Source organism: Pollutimonas nitritireducens, from assembly GCF_002849615.1.
GTDB classification, from domain to species: domain Bacteria; phylum Pseudomonadota; class Gammaproteobacteria; order Burkholderiales; family Burkholderiaceae_B; genus Pollutimonas; species Pollutimonas nitritireducens.
The window spans coordinates 96,996-113,860 of sequence record NZ_PDNV01000010.1; the positions used below are offsets into that span (position 1 = coordinate 96,996).

The following is a 16,865-nucleotide window of genomic DNA, read 5'->3' on the forward strand; positions in this document are numbered from 1 at the left end:
ATACTGACAACTCTTTTCGGTAGGATAGGTTTCATGATCGGTTCACGTACTCGCTATTCACTAGCCCAGTTCCTGTCATTGCAGGAGGTTTCGGTGTCTATTGCGCTTTTCGGCAAGTACAACGTGCAGCATCTGTCTCTGTATCCGCAGCAGTTGCTGACAAGTCTTACTAATGTTGTCCGCGACCTCGATGACAGAGCAATTCTGCTAATACTTCAAGAGGTCGTCGCTACAGAGGGCAATCTGCGTGCGCCAGTCTCTCCTAAGTATCGGTTCACTGAACGCATGCACGATCTCACGCAATGCCTGCTGCTTGACGGTTACCTCATCCAGGACAAGCGGCTATTGCAAACCGATCCCTCCATTGCTGATGCTGCCTCTGTGGAGGATGATTTGATCATTGCGCTGCGGAACTCAGGCGCACCGCAGCGAGAGGCGATCATTACCAAGATAAACGATTCGGCCGAAGCCTTTCGCTCTGTTCCGCCCGATTACAACGCAGCCCTGACCAATGCCCGCGTGGCTCTGGAAACGCTGGCTGTGGATGTAGCCTCCGACGTAGTTAGTCAGCGGCAGGTGACCGCTACCTACGATCCGACAAAATGGGGCCAGGTTATCCTGTTTCTACGCCAGAGTGGCGAAATATCCCTTGAGGAGGAGAGAGGGCTTGCTGGTGTCTTTGGCTTCCTCAGTCCAGGCGCGCATCGTCCGGTGGGTATCCCCGAAAGTCAGATGGCACGGCTGGGACGCTCCTTCGCACTCAACATGTGCTGGTTCCTACTACAGAACCGCCTGGCTCAGCGAAGCCCCTGATATTTCTGCTTAGCGGGGTTCATCTCACGCAGCTAATGCTGCATTCTCTCAGAAAGTGCCGTTTGGTTATACCGGTGCGCTTGGCTTTCCCCTTGTTTGCTGATCTTTGTATTGAGATTGAACATCCTTGTGCTCATCTTCTTCAGCTTCGAGAATTGGGTAAGTCACCATGAGGTTATTTCTGTGCGAGAAGCCTTCCCAGGGCAAAGACATCGGCAAAGTGCTTGGCACCACGCAGCGCGATAACGGTTGTCTTAAAGGCCCGGGTGTTACTGTTACCTGGTGCATCGGCCACCTGGTCGAGGCGGCGCCGCCTGAAGTCTACGACGCACAGCTCAAACACTGGTCCATTGAGCAGTTGCCCATTATTCCCGAGCATTGGCGCGTCGAAGTCAAACCCAAGACCGCCACGCAATTCAAAATCGTCAAGCAGTTGATGGCACAAGCCACCGAGCTGGTGATCGCCACCGACGCGGATCGTGAAGGCGAAATGATCGCCCGTGAAATCGTTGACCTGTGCGGCTACCGAGGTCCTATTCAACGCCTGTGGCTGTCGGCCCTGAATGATGCGTCGATCCGCAAGGCATTGGCCGCTCTGAAACCGTCTTCTGAGACGCTGCCCATGTACTACTCGGCCTTGGCGCGTTCCCGCGCGGACTGGCTGGTGGGCATGAACCTGAGTCGGCTTTTCACCTTGTTGGGCCGGCAGGCCGGCTACGATGGCGTGCTGTCAGTGGGCCGGGTGCAAACGCCCACGTTAAAACTCGTCGTGGACCGTGACCGGGAAATTAACCAGTTTGCCTCCGTCCCATTCTGGGCTATCGACGTAGCGCTCTTTGCAACAGGACCATCTTTCATCGCGCAGTGGCTGGCCCCTGAGTCCTACACCGATGATGCGGGAAGATGCCTGCAGGAGACGGTAGCGCAGCAGGCTGCAGCGCAGATACGTACAACCGCTGAGGCTCAGGTCGTCTCCGTCGAAACCGAACGGGTGCGCGAAGGCCCGCCGTTGCCATTCGATCTCGGTACGCTGCAGGAAGTCTGTTCCAAGCAGCTTGGCCTGGATGTGCAGGAAACGCTGGACATTGCCCAGGCTTTGTACGAAACGCACAAGGCCACCACCTATCCCCGCTCGGATTCGGGCTACTTGCCCGAGAGCATGCTGGCCGAGGTGCCAGCCGTGCTCGACAGCCTGCTTAAAACCGATCCGGCCTTGCGGCCCGTGATGGAACAACTTGATTGCACACAGCGCTCGCGGGCCTGGAGCGATAGCAAGGTCACCGCTCACCATGGCATCATCCCTACGCTGGAACCCGCGAACCTCTCGGCCATGAGCGAGAAAGAGCTGGCCGTTTATCGACTGATCCGTGCCCATTACCTAGCACAGTTTCTACCGCATCATGAATTTGACCGCACCATTGCGCGGCTTTCGTGCGCGGGTCAACATCTTCAGGCCGTAGGCAAACAGATTGTCATCCCAGGATGGCGGCTGGTGCTGGCCGAGCAGCAACCCGTTGATTTAGACGATGAGTCAGCCCCGCGCAGTCAAGTTCTACCCGCACTCAAGCAAGGCCTGTCCTGTCAGGTGACCAACGTTGACCTTAAGGCGCTCAAGACGCTGCCTCCCCGGCCCTTCACGCAAGGCGAGCTGGTCAAGGCCATGAAAAGCGTTGCTAAGCTCGTGTCCGACCCACGCCTAAAGCAGAAATTGAAGGACACGGTGGGCATCGGCACCGAGGCCACCCGTGCCAATATCATCAACGGACTGCTCACACGCGGCTATCTGATCAAGAAGGGTCGGGCGATCCGCGCCTCGGATGCGGCGAGCACGCTCATTGATACGGTTCCAGCGGCCATTGCCGACCCCGGCACGACAGCGGTCTGGGAGCAGGCGCTAGACATGATCGAGGCTGGACAGCTTACCCATGATGTCTTTATCACCAAGCAGTCGGCCTGGATTTCACAGATCATCGCTCAGTACCAAGGCACAGTCCTGACGATCAAGGTACCCCAAGGTCCAGCCTGCCCGTTGTGCGGCTCGGCCACACGCCAACGCACCGGCAAAAACGGTCCGTTTTGGTCATGCTCGCGTTATCCCGAGTGCAAAGGCACCGTGCCGGTTGACTCCGCAACGCCCAAGCGCAGCGCGCCGCGCAAGCGCCGCAGCGCATCCAAGACATCCTGAAATGCTCCAAACCCCTCAGTGCCGTGCAGACCGACTCGGTTGCATGGCATTCGTCCCGTAGCCCTCTCGGGACTCCCAGCGCGCAAATTCTTCTGCAACCGTGTGCGCGTCTCGTCACGCCGGAAACGGCGGCCGAGGCAGGAAGGATGCTTTTACGTGAATCGCTCCATGCGCTTTCCCTTGATCGTTGCTATTCCCGTCGTCTGCGATGGGTCCCCTGGTATTTTGCCGCCGCGTCGTCGTGCGAGGCACCAGGAGACCTTTCGGGGTTGACGGTAATCGGTGCCGGTGCCCGCCGGTGAAATAACGGGCTCCCTTTGTGCGCGGATGTGCGCCAGACAATGCCGGCCCCAGCCACGACATGGGCCGGGTGTGATTGCTGTGACAACGGACGGTTCTAGCGACGACCGTAAACGTGGATCAGCCCACGGGTGGTGACTTCCTCCCGCGCCGAAGACCTAAGGGTCTTTGGCTTCTTTCTCCCGCCTTAGCACTACCTTCCGGGCAAGCCGACGTCGGTGTGCGCCCATACGAACAGGAGACCCTGCACGCCGATCACAGGCTGCGCACCGCCTTCAACCGCGACATCGGCAATAAGGTGTTGTTCATCAAGAGCGATAAGCTGCTCTTTTTCAAGGGTGTCAAGCTGAAGACTATCGCAGACCGATCAGCGTATTTCACAGCCCTGCGTGCGCGTCAGTGCCAACCCATTGTCATCCTGACGGAACTGCCGCCAGACGAGGCCTTTGCATTATGGAAGCGATATGCCTTGAGCAATGACCCGTCCTAACCATGAAGCGGTGCATCGTTCACTCAACTTCTACACACACTGCATGACCAATCCGGAAGTCGTTTATTTCTCATTTCCGACTGACACCAGTGGGCGTTGGAACCAAGCTCATCGCATGTGTCGCTGATTGCATCAGCACCATGCCAGCAGTCCGGGTTTGTAGGCTGCCGTGGAGTTTTTCCATGCCACCCACCAGTCCGCCATCGCATCGTCTTTGCGGACAAGCGTCTTCGCGGCGCCGATGCTCATTCGTCAACCGCCAGCGGGAGTTTGCCATCCCGTCAAGGGCATGGTCGTCTCGCTACATTAAGGAGTTCCTCTATGTCCCAGCAAGCGTCTTTTGGCCATCTGGCCTTGACTTACGTCGGCAGTCTGCTGCCGCTCGAAGTGCTGCACAGCGCCGCCGGACACTACATCGGTACGCGCGACGCCCACGGCCCCGTCTCGCGCGAGTCGGTGGAGTACTTCCGCAGTTCAGCAGCAGCCCAGCGTGCGCTCAATCGAGGCGGCTGGACTCAGTTGCACTATTCGTAATCCATATCAAGGAGACGGCTATGAATTACCTCTTGCCACAGTACCTCGTTGATCACTGCCCACAGGATGAAAGGCATTTCGCCTGCGCACCTGGGGCTTTTATCAAAGCATGGAAGCGTGGTGTGGAGATCGCTGGGCCGGAATGGTTTGGTGATGGCACACACGATGGTTTGCAGGGCGTCGCCAGTAAATGGGATCTGCGTCCTAACCTGGTCCTGCTCAATGACGCCTTGGGCGTACTGAGCAGTGGCCAGCGTATGTTCCTGGCCGCCATGGTCAGCTTTTACAACGCGCGCGAAGGCGCTGCCATGCTGCGCCGCTGCGGTTTCGAGGGTCTGTCCGACTTGAGCGGTCTCGATCTTAAACGACGTCAGGTCATTGCCGACCTGGTGCTGCACTACAACGGCTGGTGAGCCTGCAACGATAAACCACCGCGCTTTCTCTACCCCCTGAGGGACATGCGTCCCCTCGGGGTCATGTCCCTCCATTTTTCTTTAGGAGCGACTTATGTCCCGAAACCCCTCTTTTGCCGTCGTCCTTGAAGGCGGCCTCGTACAAGCCACGCTCGTGCAGGACTGGCCGCAACACTTGCCACTGCCGCAGTTCGTGATCGTGGACTACGACACCGAAGATGCAGCCGCCGACGAAGTCACTCACTTTGCTATAGGTGCCACCGCGGCAGAAGCCATCTGCAGAGGCGAAACACCCATAGTGTATGAGTCCTTGCCGGATGCGTTGTCTCCACGGGTTGTGCTTGCGGCATTGGGCGAATCCGTTCGAGAGCATGACATCGAGTCACCGTTGGCAATGGCCCAAAGCGTGCGTCAAAGCATTCTCGATCTGGATGCCCAGATCAATGCCAATGAGCAAGCGCCCACCGGTGATGACTACAACACCCTCTACGTGTTGGCCAACTGCGGTCTGATCGACGTACTCAAGGCACTGGGCGACACCACCGATTTTGGTGATTGATCCACCACGCGGCTAGACCGGTCGCGATCCATTTTCCACCCACCGGGGTTCAACCCCCGGCAGGGGATGAGCCTCGTCTATCCCCTGCTGGAGAAATCCCATGTCCAAGATCAAAAACCCTTTCATTCGCGGCTATCAGAACCCGCGCATTATCCGAACGTTGCTCATCACCTACGAGGATGATTGCCCGCCAGTCTGGCGACCATTACATGCCAGCCAGGCGCATCTTACCGATGATCAGGTAGCCTTGTTTCCTTGCCTATTCGGCCAGGACTTCGCGCTCATCACCGAAGGCCAGGACGTGCCCGACGAACTGGAAGCCCAGTGCCAGAGTGAAGGCATCGTGCGCACAGTGGTCTACGCCATCGCCGCAGACGATATCGATGGCCAGCCCGTGCATGTGGGCGATACCTACTCCGAAGCAGCCGCCCGCGAGGTGGTGCGCCGCCTGAAATTCGAGACCGGCGTCTACAGCCGCACCTGGGAAATCAGCACGGCTCACATCACCGAGCAGTCACAGCGTTATTTGCGTGATTTGGCCGATATTGCCACGCCAACCGGGTTCATGTTTATCGCTTTTCGGGTGCCGTACAGCCCGGCCATTGGTGTCAAGTTGATTGACACCCCTTGGACAGAGGAGCACCTGCAGGACATCGACGGTATCACCGCCGAGCAACTGCGCGAGGAACATCTGTCCAAAGACATGCCAGAGGATCTGATGCGCGTGCTGCATTTGGCGGCCAACGCCGACGTGCGCATCCTGATCCTCGATGCCGACGCACCGGAACTGGACGGTCTTCCAGTCTACGAAATGTAGGTTTTTCCTATTCGCCCCTTACACAGGGGCTTCTTTTTGCCTGCGGTGCTTGGAAACGGACAATCACCACATCCGTTTCATGGCGGACGGCATGGCGTCACTGCGCCAACCTTACGGCATGTTCGCTGGCGTAGCCGGCAGCAACCCAGGCAGTCAAGGCCATCAAGACTGCGGCGCACCTATCGTTCGCTAGCTGACCTCATCTTCTCGGACGTTCATCGTCCATTCCACCCCCACGGGATCTTTCATCCCTTGGGGTGAGGGGTTCCGTTTTTTCGGAGTCCATCATGGATCATCAAACCATTCGTCAACAAATGCCCACTCTGGTTGCCGGCCATGTGCCAAGCAACGCACGATCTTTCCAGTTCAACATCTTCGACGGGAAACCGAAGGAGAACATGCTGGGCTTTCACGTTGATCCGTCGCCCTTTGAGGGCAAGGTCGTCGCCACCACAGAGGACGCCATCGTCATCAAGATCGGACGAACGAAGTTTGCCGTTCTGGATCGTGCGCTCGCAACCGAAGTGCCTGTAGAGGGCGCCAAGGTCGAAGTCATACCGTATGCGCGTCGTCGTTTCGATGGTCAGCGTGCCGATACACCGGAAGAGGTTATCGAACACACGGCAGACGGTACGCCCTACACCGTGCAACGCATGATCCTGGGTGCGGCACCGGCCAAACTGCCCGTGGCGCTGCCCCAGTGTCTGGAATTGCAACAGCTTATCGAGCAACTGGAGCAAATGCCTGCTCCTGACGGGCATCGGCGGATCACTCACATGCTGGTCGACGCACAAGCACAGGAATTTTCCCTCGTTGACCCCAAGCCCGCAGACATCATCCGGACACCGCCCACGGTGAGCTTTACCGTTGAAACTGCAAAGTTCTCGGGACGCGTCAGCATAATCTATATGCGTGCGGACGACACCTATTCGGTGGCACTGCATCGCGACGATGAACGGATTGAACGCCGCGACGACATCTATTTTGACATGCTGGGGGAGACCTTGGCCGATCTGATTGATGACGGTACCTGGCGCCACATTCGTGTTCAGACCTTGCAACAGCCGGTCCGCAGCAAGAGAACGCTTTCTTCCACTCCCTAACCAGCCTGTTCCTCTCTCAGCCCCCGACCAACCATCGGGGGCCTGCTTTTTTGTGGTTTGCATAATTTGTAGAATCTAATCCGACAAACCAACGTTAAATCCAGCGCATCTGGTTTCAAAACGTTAAGATCGTAGCAGGCTTGTATATAAGGGAGGTAAAAATGGTACCCATCTATTCTCCAAGGTCGGAATCTGAAGCGGCCGTTATTATTTCCATGATGGAGGCGTACGGCATTACCTTTTTGATGCAAGGCGCGGCGTTCAGCTCAATATATCCGGGTCCCGTCAGCAACAGCCTGAACGCCCAGACCCTGATGGTGGATAAAGATTATGTACAGTTGGCAACCCAATTGATTCAACCATTTATTGATGGTTGAGTCTTCTCTTTATTGTTTTAGCTGCATGAATCACAAGCTTACCCCGTCAACCGCCTTGCTGTTCCTTATACCCTTCTTTTATGGGCCGGTAATGCTGTCGTTGGGTGCATAATCAGCGATCTTGCTCCGCTCATCACCGTCAGTTTTTGCACTGGGCGATTGCGTTCATCATTTTATTGTCGTTGGGCTATTTGAGCCATAGCGAATGGCGTCAGTTGTTGGCGTTGCCGTTCGTGATTGGCGATCTGTGCATAATCGTCGCCACCATAGCCTCGGCATTTTTATAGCTGGTCTTTAGTGCAATCCCAAGACTCCGCCGAGATACGCCGCAACTGGGCTACCTTACTGCTGGTTCTGGTGTCGTTCGAGGTGGTGTGATCGGGTGTTTTTGCTGCGGGCGAATGGACGCTCGCCAGCCACCAGATATTCTGGTGCTAATCGCTTGGTCGCTGGTTGCGGCCCTGGCCTATATGACGGTGGGTCCGGCGATTATTGCTTTTCGTTGCTGGGGCCTGGAGGTGCAGCGAGCCGGCCCGACCACGGCCAGATTTTTCAATAATCTGCCCCCTTTGTCTGCTGCTTTGATGACATCGGCCTTCCTGGGGCGATCTAATACGGTTCGGTGCGGGCACCCATTGTCTGTGGCGCATCAACCGGCATGGTGCAACCCTTGGCCCATGATTGCTGACGTTGTCAGCGACATGCCAGGCAACCCTTGGTCTTTAAGGTTGCGGCGCGACACCTGCCGCGTGACCACACCAGTTCGCATCGCATCCTTGCGCGAACGACTACCCGTTTTTTCTGGTGGTGATGCAGCCGCTTTTCTCAACCCATCGCGGGGTTACGCACCTGCCGCTATGGGCATGGTGTGTCTTCCGCTTCTTATCCAATGGAGATTCACCATGAACCAAGCTTCTTCCAATACGAAGTCCTACTTTGATTTGCATACCTCTGGTATGGGTTATCTGCAGCGCGTCAGGATGGTACCTGTGCGAGGCGGGCGTCGTGCCGAGTCTTTCCTCGCATGCACCGTCGCCGCGCTGGTCGGTCCAGCCAAGGACTCGACACTGCGCTATTTCGATGTCAAAGTCTCTGGCGCTGATGCCAAGACACTGGTGCAGCGTTACGTCGGTGTCGATGATCCGAAACAGCGGCCCCTGATCCGCTTTCGGATCGGCGACCTCTGGGGCGACCCCTATATTCGTCCCAGCGGCGAGCGCAAGGGAGAACCTGCGGGAAGCCTTAAAGGCCGACTGCTCAAAGTCGAACTGATTGATCCCGCCGAACTGGCACAAATCGAACAGCATGAATTGATTACCCGGGGCATTGGCTATCTGAACCGGCCTAAGGACGTCTCCCCCAAAAATGGCGACCCATTCCTGGCGTGCTCTATTGGCGCCTTGGCCGGTCCAGTCGATGAACCCGAATACCGGTACATCGATACCATCGTCGCGACCACCGATGCTCAGCACCTGGTGCGTCGCTGCGTAGAGGCTGTCGAGGCCCAGCGCAAAGTACTGATTGCCTTCCGTCTGAACGACATGAAGACCGATCCGTACCTTCGTACCAAGGGTGAACGCGCAGGCGAAGCAGACCTGTCCCTGAAGTCCAACCTGATTCACATCGGCCTGATCAAGGTCGATGGCAAGCAGGTTTATCCGGCTGCCGCCCAGGCGCCGGCATCAGAAGATGCCGTGCCGATCGAGGGCACCGGTCAATCCAGCGTCAGCGATGACGCACCGACTGCCGAATCCGCTCCAAGCGAGATGGAAGAGCAAGTACAAAGCGACGAGCCAGCGATGGCAACCTCGTTTTGATCTAACCCTCTAGGCCCCAGTTCAGGGTCTGGTTCTTTTTTCCCCGATTGCCCACAAGCACCTCGTGTGGTTGTGGGCATTTGCATGTTCATCCTAAGCAGTGGACTTCTCGCGTAGACGAGACCGACTGCGTTTCATCATCCAGGAGACTCATTATGTCCCTCGCATCGAATTTCTCAGCGCGGTCCCCCGTGTTGCGCTCTGATCGTCCCTTATCGAATGATCAGATTCGCGCCGTTGTTCCATCCATCTTTGCGGAAACCCCGCATGAAAGCCGCTCCGAGCGCTACCGCTACATCCCGACTGCTACCGTGCTGTCGGAACTTCGCAAGGAGGGGTTCGAACCCTTCATGGTATGTCAAACGCGTGTTCGCAATGAAGATCGTCGCGAACACACCAAGCACCTTATACGCCTTCGCCACGCAAGCCAGATCAGTGGTGCCGAGGCCAACGAAATTATCCTCCTCAATTCACATGATGGCTCCAGCAGCTACCAAATGCTTGCAGGCATGTTCAGATTTGTCTGCCATAACGGCCTGGTGTGCGGCGATACGTTTGCGGATGTTCGTGTGCCACACAAGGGCGATATCACAGACCAGGTTATCAAAGGCGCCTACGACGTTCTCCAGAGCTTTGAGCAGGTGCACAGGTCGCGCGAAGCCATGCGCGCCATCACGCTGGAGGAAGGCGAGCAAGAAATCTTTGCCCGTTCTGCTCTGGCACTCAAATATGACGATCCAAATAAGCCAGCACCCGTTACGGAACGTCAGCTACTTATGCCCAGGCGCTTTGAGGAGCGCAAGGCCGACCTCTGGTCGACCTTTAATCGCGTGCAGGAAAACTTTATCAAAGGTGGACTCAATGGCCGCGCCGCCAACGGCCGTCAGCAGCGTACTCGGGCAGTGCAGGGAATAGATCAAAACCTGAAACTGAACCGAGCGTTGTGGATGCTTGCCCAGGGCATGCAGCAATTAAAGGCGTAAGCCATACGGACCTGGCCCTGACGGGCGGGTCCACTTTTTCCTTATCCGTCGCATTTCGCGTAGCGGTATCAATCCATTCATCAATCAGGAGGTGCCTCATGGCTCTCACGGCAGCACATTCATCCACATCGCCCATTATCGTTGCGGGTCAGCTCACGCTGCGCACTATCCGAGGCCGTAATGGACCGTTCACGATCGGTCGCCTGACCACGCATCTTGGCGTGTTCGAGGTCAAAGACGCTGAGCTGGAACAATACCCCGAGGGTAAGTACGACGGGGAATTCCTCATAAAGTACATCTACCCGAGGGCTTACCCAACGGGTGGCGGGATGCGTTTTGAGATCCGCGCCTCCTTGGACGGGATGACTCTCTCTGGCTTGGACGAACTAAGCCGCGACGATGCCAAGAGCTTCGCCGCACAGGAAGTTGATCCACTCGATGAGGAACAGGGGACGCAGCCGATAGCAACATCGGTCACCGCGCCCACATTGCAAGCAACGCCGGTTCACGCCTCGTCAGACCCATTGATCGATACCACACCGTTTGGTATGGATGTACCGTCGGTTGCCGTCGCCGCCTCTGGCGGCCCGGACAGCGACGATGCGGCCTTGTTCGGATTGCTGTGGCCGCTGGAGGATTCCATCAAACTGGATTCGACCATCGACCGGCGCACCCTACGCGCGCAGATCGCCCGCCTGGGCGAGCTGGGCTATGCGCTGGACTTCAAGGCGCAAGAATGGAGCCGCGAGGCTGAACCACAACCTGCGTAATCACAGGCACCGCAACCGCGGTGTTCTTCAACCACCCACCGGGGTCACTTTCCTCGGCAGGGGGAGGACTCTGGTTTCTTTCTGGAGGTCTGCATCATGTCAATCATTGCTTGCAATACATCGTCACACCCCATCGGGGATACCCGCTTTGCATTGGATGAACCAGCCTGGCGGGTTGTCTGTGACGCCGTAGCCGACGAAGCCATCAAGGGTTGCGGTCTCTCTTACGACTACTACGTTGAACGCTTCAGTTCCGAGATTGATGCACAAGTTGATCAATTGCCCGAATACCAGCGCGCACAAGCTCTGCAAATAGCACAGGAATGGGACTACGCAACACCTGCCCAGAGGCAGGAAACCCAGGACTGGAATGCTGCAAACGGCATTTGCACACACGGGATCACACTGGGTTGTTGCCCGGCCGGTTGCGGTTCGAACGACTAAGAGCTGGCACGTCACTTCATCGCCGCAGACGCGGCTATTTCACACACCCGCCGGGGCGACCCGATGGGGAGGCTCCCGGCGATTTCAATCGAGGAGCTTCACCATGAGTCGGCACTACTTCGACACATTTCACAAGGGATACCCCATCACCGTTCTACTCGGCTGGGACCGGCCGATGGATTACTTCTTTTTGGTCGTCGAGAAGCCGACCGAGTTGATCGATGACACCATGAAGGTTGAGAGCGACGACTTTTTGTATAGCAATCTGCACGAGAGCGATCCGTTCAACCATGGCCTGGACTACTACCGAGAAGTCTTGCGCCATTTTCAGATTGACGTGCCCGAGAGCATGTTCATCCAGGTCCAGCGTGACCGCGAAAGCTATACCGGTAACCGCGTAGCCAAGCATCAGACTGATGGTTCGTTTACCGAACGAGAGCTCTGAATTTCTATGTGAAACGATCATTCGTACCGGTTCGTCTTCCCGGCGATCCGCTGTATTTCCACTCGCGGCCAAAAACTCAATCCGAGTAATCCGCGCTCTTTCATCCCATACGGGGCAGTCACTGCCCTTGGGGGCGGTGCTGTCTCTTTTCTTGAGGACACTACGATGCTCCCATCATCTAATCAAACTCCCGTGCTGTACCGCATCGACGAATGCAGCGACCTGATGGCCGATGCGTGCGTGTGCAACGAGCAAGGCGAGTTCATCTTTCTTTCCGTCTGGGCACGCGATACCGCGATCCAGCAATTCATCGCTCGCCTGACCCTGGGCCGCGCTGAGGATGGGCTGGATCAATTCCATCTCATCACCGACCAAGGGGGCTCTGTCCCGGTCTCGGTCGGCGCGGTCGATCGTCTGGAAAAGCGCCTCACCCGTGCTTATCGCCGCACGCTGTTCGGTTCAATCACCAACCTTTGGTTGTTTGACCGACGATGCATCCAACCTGAAAAGAGTACGGTCAGCGCCCTCGCGTTGCTGCCACGCTCAACTAACGATCCCACCGCTCGACTGTGGCGCCTGGTCAAGGACACATGCCCGCTGCCGCTTCTGGAGCACTGGCAAGCGCCCGTGCTGGCGCTGCTACGCGATCGGGAAATGCTCAAGGCACTGCCAATGGCGCTCGGGCCGTTGCAGGGCTTTCGTCTGGGGTTGGACGTTCCGCTCCTCACCGACGCACTGGGCGATCTCATCCGCCAGGACGTGCTCACCGCCTATCCGGCACTGCCATCGGCAACGACCGATCGGCCACTGGAAGCAGTGGCCTGACGCTGTCACCCGCAGATGCGCGCATCTCGCGCGTATCTGTATTGACTCATCCCCGCCAAACAGGAGATTTTCCCATGGCTCTCATGTTCCCCAGGCTCGCTCGGAATTTTGCCAAAAATGGCTATTACCCGACCGACGAAGCCACGCTTGAACGAACCCTCAACGCTCTTGCGCCCAGCGATGGGCCGATGTGCATTCTTGATCCTTGCGCCGGCGAAGGTGTCGCCATCGCGGAGGCTGCGCACGCCCTCGGGCGTGAGCAGGTCACCGCCTACGCGGTCGAATATGACCAGGAACGGGCAGACCATGCTCGCCGACTGGTTGATCGCTGCATCCATGGCGATCTGATGGACACGCTCATCACACGCCAGTGCTTCGGCCTGCTGTGGCTCAACCCGCCGTACGGTGATCTCGCCCGAGACGCCAACGGCAACATGGGCTACGAAGGCCGGGGACGCGCCCGGCTGGAAAAGTTGTTCTATCAAAAGACGCTGCCGCAGTTGCAGTATGGCGGCGTCCTGGTTTTTATCATCCCGTCCTACGTCCTGGATCAGGAGATGGTTGGATGGCTGACCCGGCACTTTACCGATCTGAGCGTCTACCGCGCGGTGGATACCCAGTTCAAACAGGTTGTCGTGTTTGGGCGTCGAGTTCGCCAGCGTGAGCTCGCGGGGGATGACGTCAAGTCAGTCCGCACCCGGCTGCTACAGGTCGGACAAGCTGAAGTCGAAGCGCAGGAGTTGCCTCCCGTGTGGACGGCGCTGCCCTACAGCATCCCGGCCGCGCAGGCCGAGCCGGCGCATTTTTACCGGATCAGCATGGAACCGGCGCAGTTTGCCGAGGAAGTGCAGCGCCTGCAGGGCCTATGGCCATCGAGCGAGGCCCATCTGGGCGCCGCTCAACAATCCATGCGGCCTCCGGCACGCGGTTTATCCCACTGGCATTTGGCGCTGGCCTTGGCGGCGGGCGCCATCTCAGGGGTCGTGCAGTCCAAAAGCGGTCGCATCCTGGCCGTCAAGGGTGACACCTACAAGCAGAAAGCCACCGCCACCGAGTATCGCGAACGCGATGACGGTTCTGTGGCCGAGACGCGCATCCTCACCGACAAGTTCGTGCCCGTGATCAGGGCTTGGGACTTGACGCCCGACTCAGCCACGCGGGGTCAGATTCTCACCATTCATTGATCTTAGGGCACGCCCTCACTACTTTCATCCATCCACCGGGGGCATGCCGCCCCGATGGGTGCCATGGCTTCGGTTTCTTATACAAGGAGCTATCACCATGGCAACCGAAGCACTATTCATTAGCGTGGTACCGAACATGCGCTTTTCGCCCGGCCAATTGGTTTTGACGGCTGGCGTTCACGAGTTGATCCAGCAAGGCCGACTCAACCCCAGCATGTACCTACGCCGCCACCTTGGCGGCGACTGGGGAGATCTGGTCGAAGGCGACCGTCAGCTGAACGATGCCGCGCTGGCATCGGGCCAGGATCGCCTGTTCTCTTCCTATCAGGTCGAATCAGCCCTGCAACTCTGGATCATTACTGAATGGGATCGCAGCGTGACCACGCTGCTCCTGCCCAGCGAGTACTGATTCTACCCATGGCGGTCTTTGGCCGCCATCTAACTTTTATCCCCCTGGGGCATGCACCGCCCCTTGGGGGAGGTGCATGCCTCATTTTTATGGAGCATCACCATGAATACGCAACTCGAAGCGACAACTGTCGCAGAAAACATCCACACCGACGAGCAGGCGGATGCCGCAGAGTCGGAATTGTCGTTTAGCTTGCAGGACTTCGTCGAGGAGTTCGGCGACGAACTGCTGGACAGCCTGAACCGGGCTAACCCGCCTGTCTATAACGGAACGCCCCGGCCCGAGCGTCAATTGGTGCTCGCAGCCCTCAAGCGCCAGCTTTTCCCCGCCCAGGCCGAAGTCGTGCATGCGGCAGCAGAGTTATTGGTGAATCGAGGCGAACGCGCCGCGATCATCAATGGCGAGATGGGCACCGGCAAGACCATTGTCGGTATCGCACTGGCTGCCGTTCTCAATGCGGAAGGTTATCGTCGCACCCTGGTCCTGAGCCCGCCGCACCTGGTTTACAAGTGGCGCAGGGAAATTCTGGAAACCGTCGCAGGCGCCAAGGTATGGGTGCTTAACGGCCCCGATACCTTGCTCAAGCTCATAAAGCTGCGCGAGCAGATGGGTGAGGAGCCGATGGGTCAGGAGTTTTTCATTATCGGTCGCGTGCGCATGCGCATGGGCTTTCACTGGAAACCGGCATTTATGCGCAAGCGAACGCTTCACGGCGAGGTTGGTGCCTGCCCGCACTGCGGGACGACGGTCACCGATCTGGATGGCGAGCCGATCCATGCCTTGGAGCTGGAAGCCGAAGAAACGCGTCGCAAGTGCATTGGCTGCAACGCCGCACTCTGGACGTTGATGCGTCCCCGGACGCTGTCCGGCAGTGATCAATCCTCAGCGGTGCTCCGCGCTTTAAAGCGTATTCCAACCATCGGTGAGGCTACCGCACAGAAACTGATGAAGATGTTCGGTGACAGTTTCCTGGCCTCAATGCTGGGAGACAATCTGCACAACTTTATCAATCTGATGGACGACCGGGGGGAGTTGGTTTTTTCCGACCGGCAAGCGCAACGTATGGAACGCGCGATGTCCAGCATGGAGTTCGGTTTTGGCGAAGGTGGCTATCAGGCCTCCGAATATGTCAAACGTTACTTGCCGCAGGGCACGTTCGACTTACTTATCGCTGACGAGGCGCATGAGTATAAGACGGGCGGCTCGGCACAAGGCCAGGCGATGGGGGTGATTGCGGCCAAGGTCCGCAAGACGGTGCTGTTGACCGGCACGCTCATGGGCGGCTACGCCGATGACCTTTTTCACCTTCTATTCCGGGCATTGCCTGGGAGGATGATCGAAGACGGTTACCGTCCGAGCAGCAGCGGCAGCATGAGTTCGGCCGCGATGGCATTCATGCGAGACCATGGTGTTCTGAAGGACATATTCTCCGAGTCCGATGGGCCTGCCCACAAGACCGCCAAGGGCACCAAGGTGTCAGTCCGAACGGTCAAAGCCCCCGGCTTTGGTCCGAAGGGCGTACTGCGTTGCATCCTGCCGTACACGATATTCCTAAAACTTCGCGACATGGGAGGCATACTGCCACCGTATGATGAGGAGTTCCGGGAAGTCGAGATGGATGCCGAACAAGGTGATACCTATAGCAGTCTGGCTGCAAATCTGACTTCGGCACTTAAGGAAGCCCTGCGTAAGCGGGATACCACGTTGCTGGGCGTTGTGCTTAACGTGCTGCTGGCTTGGTCCGACTGTTGCTTTAGAGCGGAAACCGTTCGTCATCCGCGTACCCGTGAGATGCTGGCTTTCACACCCGTTCAGTTTAACGAACTGGAAATCATGCCCAAAGAGCGGGAGTTGATCAGCATCTGTCGCGAGGAAAAAGCCGCAGGTCGCAAGACCCTGGTCTATTCCGTCTACACCGGCACGCGCGATACCACATCGCGTCTGAAGATGTTGCTGGAGCAGGAAGGTTTCAAGGTGGCGGTACTGCGCGCAAGCGTGGAAGCTAGCCGCCGAGAAGACTGGATTGCCGAGCAGCTGGATCGGGGCATCGATGTCCTCATCACTAATCCCGAGCTGGTCAAGACGGGACTGGACCTTTTGGAGTTCCCCACGATTGTGTTCATGCAGTCGGGCTACAACGTCTACACGCTGCAGCAGGCCGCGCGCCGTTCATGGCGTATCGGTCAAAAGCTAGCGGTGCGCGTGATCTACCTGGGCTATGCAGCGACATCGCAGATGACATGCCTGTCTCTCATGGCCAAGAAAATCATGGTCTCGCAAAGCACGTCGGGAGACGTGCCGGAGTCTGGGCTCGATGTCTTGAATCCGGACGGTGATTCGATTGAGGTTGCGTTGGCAAGGCAGCTTGTTGCCGCCTGACGTTACTTTGCGTGCCGG

The 16,865-nt window shown here is 57.6% G+C and carries 17 protein-coding genes and 1 pseudogene; all 18 read left to right on the top strand.

Going from position 1 to position 16,865, the window contains the following annotated elements; genetic code table 11:
• Positions 1–33 precede the first annotated feature (33 nt).
• The 18 genes and pseudogenes from CR155_RS15835 to CR155_RS15920 all read left to right on the top strand — a co-directional run bounded on the left by CR155_RS15835 (position 34) and on the right by CR155_RS15920 (position 16,847).
• Positions 34–813: a hypothetical protein gene (locus CR155_RS15835; RefSeq protein ID WP_102071011.1), complete on the top strand. Its 780-nt coding sequence runs from the start codon at positions 34–36 to the stop codon at positions 811–813.
• Positions 814–982: 169 nt separating this feature from the next.
• Complete coding sequence (locus tag CR155_RS15840) at positions 983–2,998, top strand: DNA topoisomerase III (protein WP_102071012.1); 2,016 nt, start codon at positions 983–985, stop codon at positions 2,996–2,998.
• A 547-nt stretch (positions 2,999–3,545) separates the two neighbouring features.
• Positions 3,546–3,788 (top strand): annotated as a pseudogene (locus CR155_RS15845) (hypothetical protein); the annotation flags it as partial.
• 321 nt (positions 3,789–4,109) lie between these two features.
• Entirely contained in the window at positions 4,110–4,322 is a 213-nt protein-coding gene (locus tag CR155_RS15850; protein WP_102071013.1) for a hypothetical protein, read from the top strand.
• Between the two features lie 20 nt (positions 4,323–4,342).
• Positions 4,343–4,735, top strand: a complete 393-nt coding sequence (locus CR155_RS15855) for a hypothetical protein (RefSeq protein ID WP_102071014.1) — start codon at positions 4,343–4,345, stop codon at positions 4,733–4,735.
• 94 nt (positions 4,736–4,829) lie between these two features.
• Positions 4,830–5,294, top strand: a complete 465-nt coding sequence (locus CR155_RS15860; protein ID WP_102071015.1) for a hypothetical protein — start codon at positions 4,830–4,832, stop codon at positions 5,292–5,294.
• A 100-nt stretch (positions 5,295–5,394) separates the two neighbouring features.
• Positions 5,395–6,111 carry a DUF5983 family protein gene (locus tag CR155_RS15865; RefSeq protein WP_102071016.1) on the top strand — a complete coding sequence of 239 codons (717 nt, stop codon included), beginning with the start codon at positions 5,395–5,397 and terminating at the stop codon, positions 6,109–6,111.
• Positions 6,112–6,398: 287 nt separating this feature from the next.
• On the top strand, positions 6,399–7,214 hold the full coding sequence (locus tag CR155_RS15870) for a GTPase (RefSeq protein ID WP_102071017.1): 816 nt from the start codon (positions 6,399–6,401) through the stop codon (positions 7,212–7,214).
• Positions 7,215–7,375: 161 nt separating this feature from the next.
• Positions 7,376–7,591 carry a hypothetical protein gene (locus CR155_RS15875; protein ID WP_102071018.1) on the top strand — a complete coding sequence of 72 codons (216 nt, stop codon included), beginning with the start codon at positions 7,376–7,378 and terminating at the stop codon, positions 7,589–7,591.
• A 902-nt stretch (positions 7,592–8,493) separates the two neighbouring features.
• Complete coding sequence (locus CR155_RS15880) at positions 8,494–9,408, top strand: DUF3577 domain-containing protein (RefSeq protein ID WP_102071108.1); 915 nt, start codon at positions 8,494–8,496, stop codon at positions 9,406–9,408.
• Between the two features lie 155 nt (positions 9,409–9,563).
• A complete protein-coding gene (locus CR155_RS15885) occupies positions 9,564–10,391 on the top strand; it encodes a DUF932 domain-containing protein (RefSeq protein ID WP_102071019.1) in 828 nt (275 codons plus the stop codon).
• A gap of 98 nt (positions 10,392–10,489) precedes the next feature.
• Positions 10,490–11,161 (top strand): DUF3275 family protein, encoded by a 672-nt coding sequence (locus tag CR155_RS15890; protein ID WP_102071020.1) that lies wholly within the window; start codon positions 10,490–10,492, stop codon positions 11,159–11,161.
• Between the two features lie 96 nt (positions 11,162–11,257).
• Positions 11,258–11,605, top strand: a complete 348-nt coding sequence (locus CR155_RS15895; protein WP_102071021.1) for a hypothetical protein — start codon at positions 11,258–11,260, stop codon at positions 11,603–11,605.
• A 103-nt stretch (positions 11,606–11,708) separates the two neighbouring features.
• Positions 11,709–12,050, top strand: a complete 342-nt coding sequence (locus tag CR155_RS15900) for a hypothetical protein (RefSeq protein WP_102071022.1) — start codon at positions 11,709–11,711, stop codon at positions 12,048–12,050.
• 165 nt (positions 12,051–12,215) lie between these two features.
• Positions 12,216–12,875, top strand: a complete 660-nt coding sequence (locus CR155_RS15905; protein WP_102071023.1) for a hypothetical protein — start codon at positions 12,216–12,218, stop codon at positions 12,873–12,875.
• Positions 12,876–12,949: 74 nt separating this feature from the next.
• The gene (locus CR155_RS15910; protein WP_102071024.1) at positions 12,950–14,059 is read left to right on the top strand and encodes a DUF6094 domain-containing protein; all 1,110 of its coding nucleotides are present in this window, start codon (positions 12,950–12,952) and stop codon (positions 14,057–14,059) included.
• 97 nt (positions 14,060–14,156) lie between these two features.
• A complete protein-coding gene (locus CR155_RS15915) occupies positions 14,157–14,468 on the top strand; it encodes a hypothetical protein (protein ID WP_199171786.1) in 312 nt (103 codons plus the stop codon).
• A 102-nt stretch (positions 14,469–14,570) separates the two neighbouring features.
• Positions 14,571–16,847 carry a DEAD/DEAH box helicase family protein gene (locus CR155_RS15920; protein ID WP_199171787.1) on the top strand — a complete coding sequence of 759 codons (2,277 nt, stop codon included), beginning with the start codon at positions 14,571–14,573 and terminating at the stop codon, positions 16,845–16,847.
• Positions 16,848–16,865 lie beyond the last annotated feature (18 nt).

Excerpts from the sequence above, each read along its gene's own strand:
- CR155_RS15835 (WP_102071011.1), top strand. The coding sequence starts at position 34 with ATGATCGGTTCACGTACTCGCTATTCACTAGCCCAGTTCCTGTCATTG.
- CR155_RS15840 (WP_102071012.1), top strand. The coding sequence starts at position 983 with ATGAGGTTATTTCTGTGCGAGAAGCCTTCCCAGGGCAAAGACATCGGC.
- CR155_RS15850 (WP_102071013.1), top strand. The coding sequence starts at position 4,110 with ATGTCCCAGCAAGCGTCTTTTGGCCATCTGGCCTTGACTTACGTCGGC.
- CR155_RS15855 (WP_102071014.1), top strand. The coding sequence starts at position 4,343 with ATGAATTACCTCTTGCCACAGTACCTCGTTGATCACTGCCCACAGGAT.
- CR155_RS15860 (WP_102071015.1), top strand. The coding sequence starts at position 4,830 with ATGTCCCGAAACCCCTCTTTTGCCGTCGTCCTTGAAGGCGGCCTCGTA.
- CR155_RS15865 (WP_102071016.1), top strand. The coding sequence starts at position 5,395 with ATGTCCAAGATCAAAAACCCTTTCATTCGCGGCTATCAGAACCCGCGC.
- CR155_RS15870 (WP_102071017.1), top strand. The coding sequence starts at position 6,399 with ATGGATCATCAAACCATTCGTCAACAAATGCCCACTCTGGTTGCCGGC.
- CR155_RS15875 (WP_102071018.1), top strand. The coding sequence starts at position 7,376 with ATGGTACCCATCTATTCTCCAAGGTCGGAATCTGAAGCGGCCGTTATT.
- CR155_RS15880 (WP_102071108.1), top strand. The coding sequence starts at position 8,494 with ATGAACCAAGCTTCTTCCAATACGAAGTCCTACTTTGATTTGCATACC.
- CR155_RS15885 (WP_102071019.1), top strand. The coding sequence starts at position 9,564 with ATGTCCCTCGCATCGAATTTCTCAGCGCGGTCCCCCGTGTTGCGCTCT.
- CR155_RS15890 (WP_102071020.1), top strand. The coding sequence starts at position 10,490 with ATGGCTCTCACGGCAGCACATTCATCCACATCGCCCATTATCGTTGCG.
- CR155_RS15895 (WP_102071021.1), top strand. The coding sequence starts at position 11,258 with ATGTCAATCATTGCTTGCAATACATCGTCACACCCCATCGGGGATACC.
- CR155_RS15900 (WP_102071022.1), top strand. The coding sequence starts at position 11,709 with ATGAGTCGGCACTACTTCGACACATTTCACAAGGGATACCCCATCACC.
- CR155_RS15905 (WP_102071023.1), top strand. The coding sequence starts at position 12,216 with ATGCTCCCATCATCTAATCAAACTCCCGTGCTGTACCGCATCGACGAA.
- CR155_RS15910 (WP_102071024.1), top strand. The coding sequence starts at position 12,950 with ATGGCTCTCATGTTCCCCAGGCTCGCTCGGAATTTTGCCAAAAATGGC.
- CR155_RS15915 (WP_199171786.1), top strand. The coding sequence starts at position 14,157 with ATGGCAACCGAAGCACTATTCATTAGCGTGGTACCGAACATGCGCTTT.
- CR155_RS15920 (WP_199171787.1), top strand. The coding sequence starts at position 14,571 with ATGAATACGCAACTCGAAGCGACAACTGTCGCAGAAAACATCCACACC.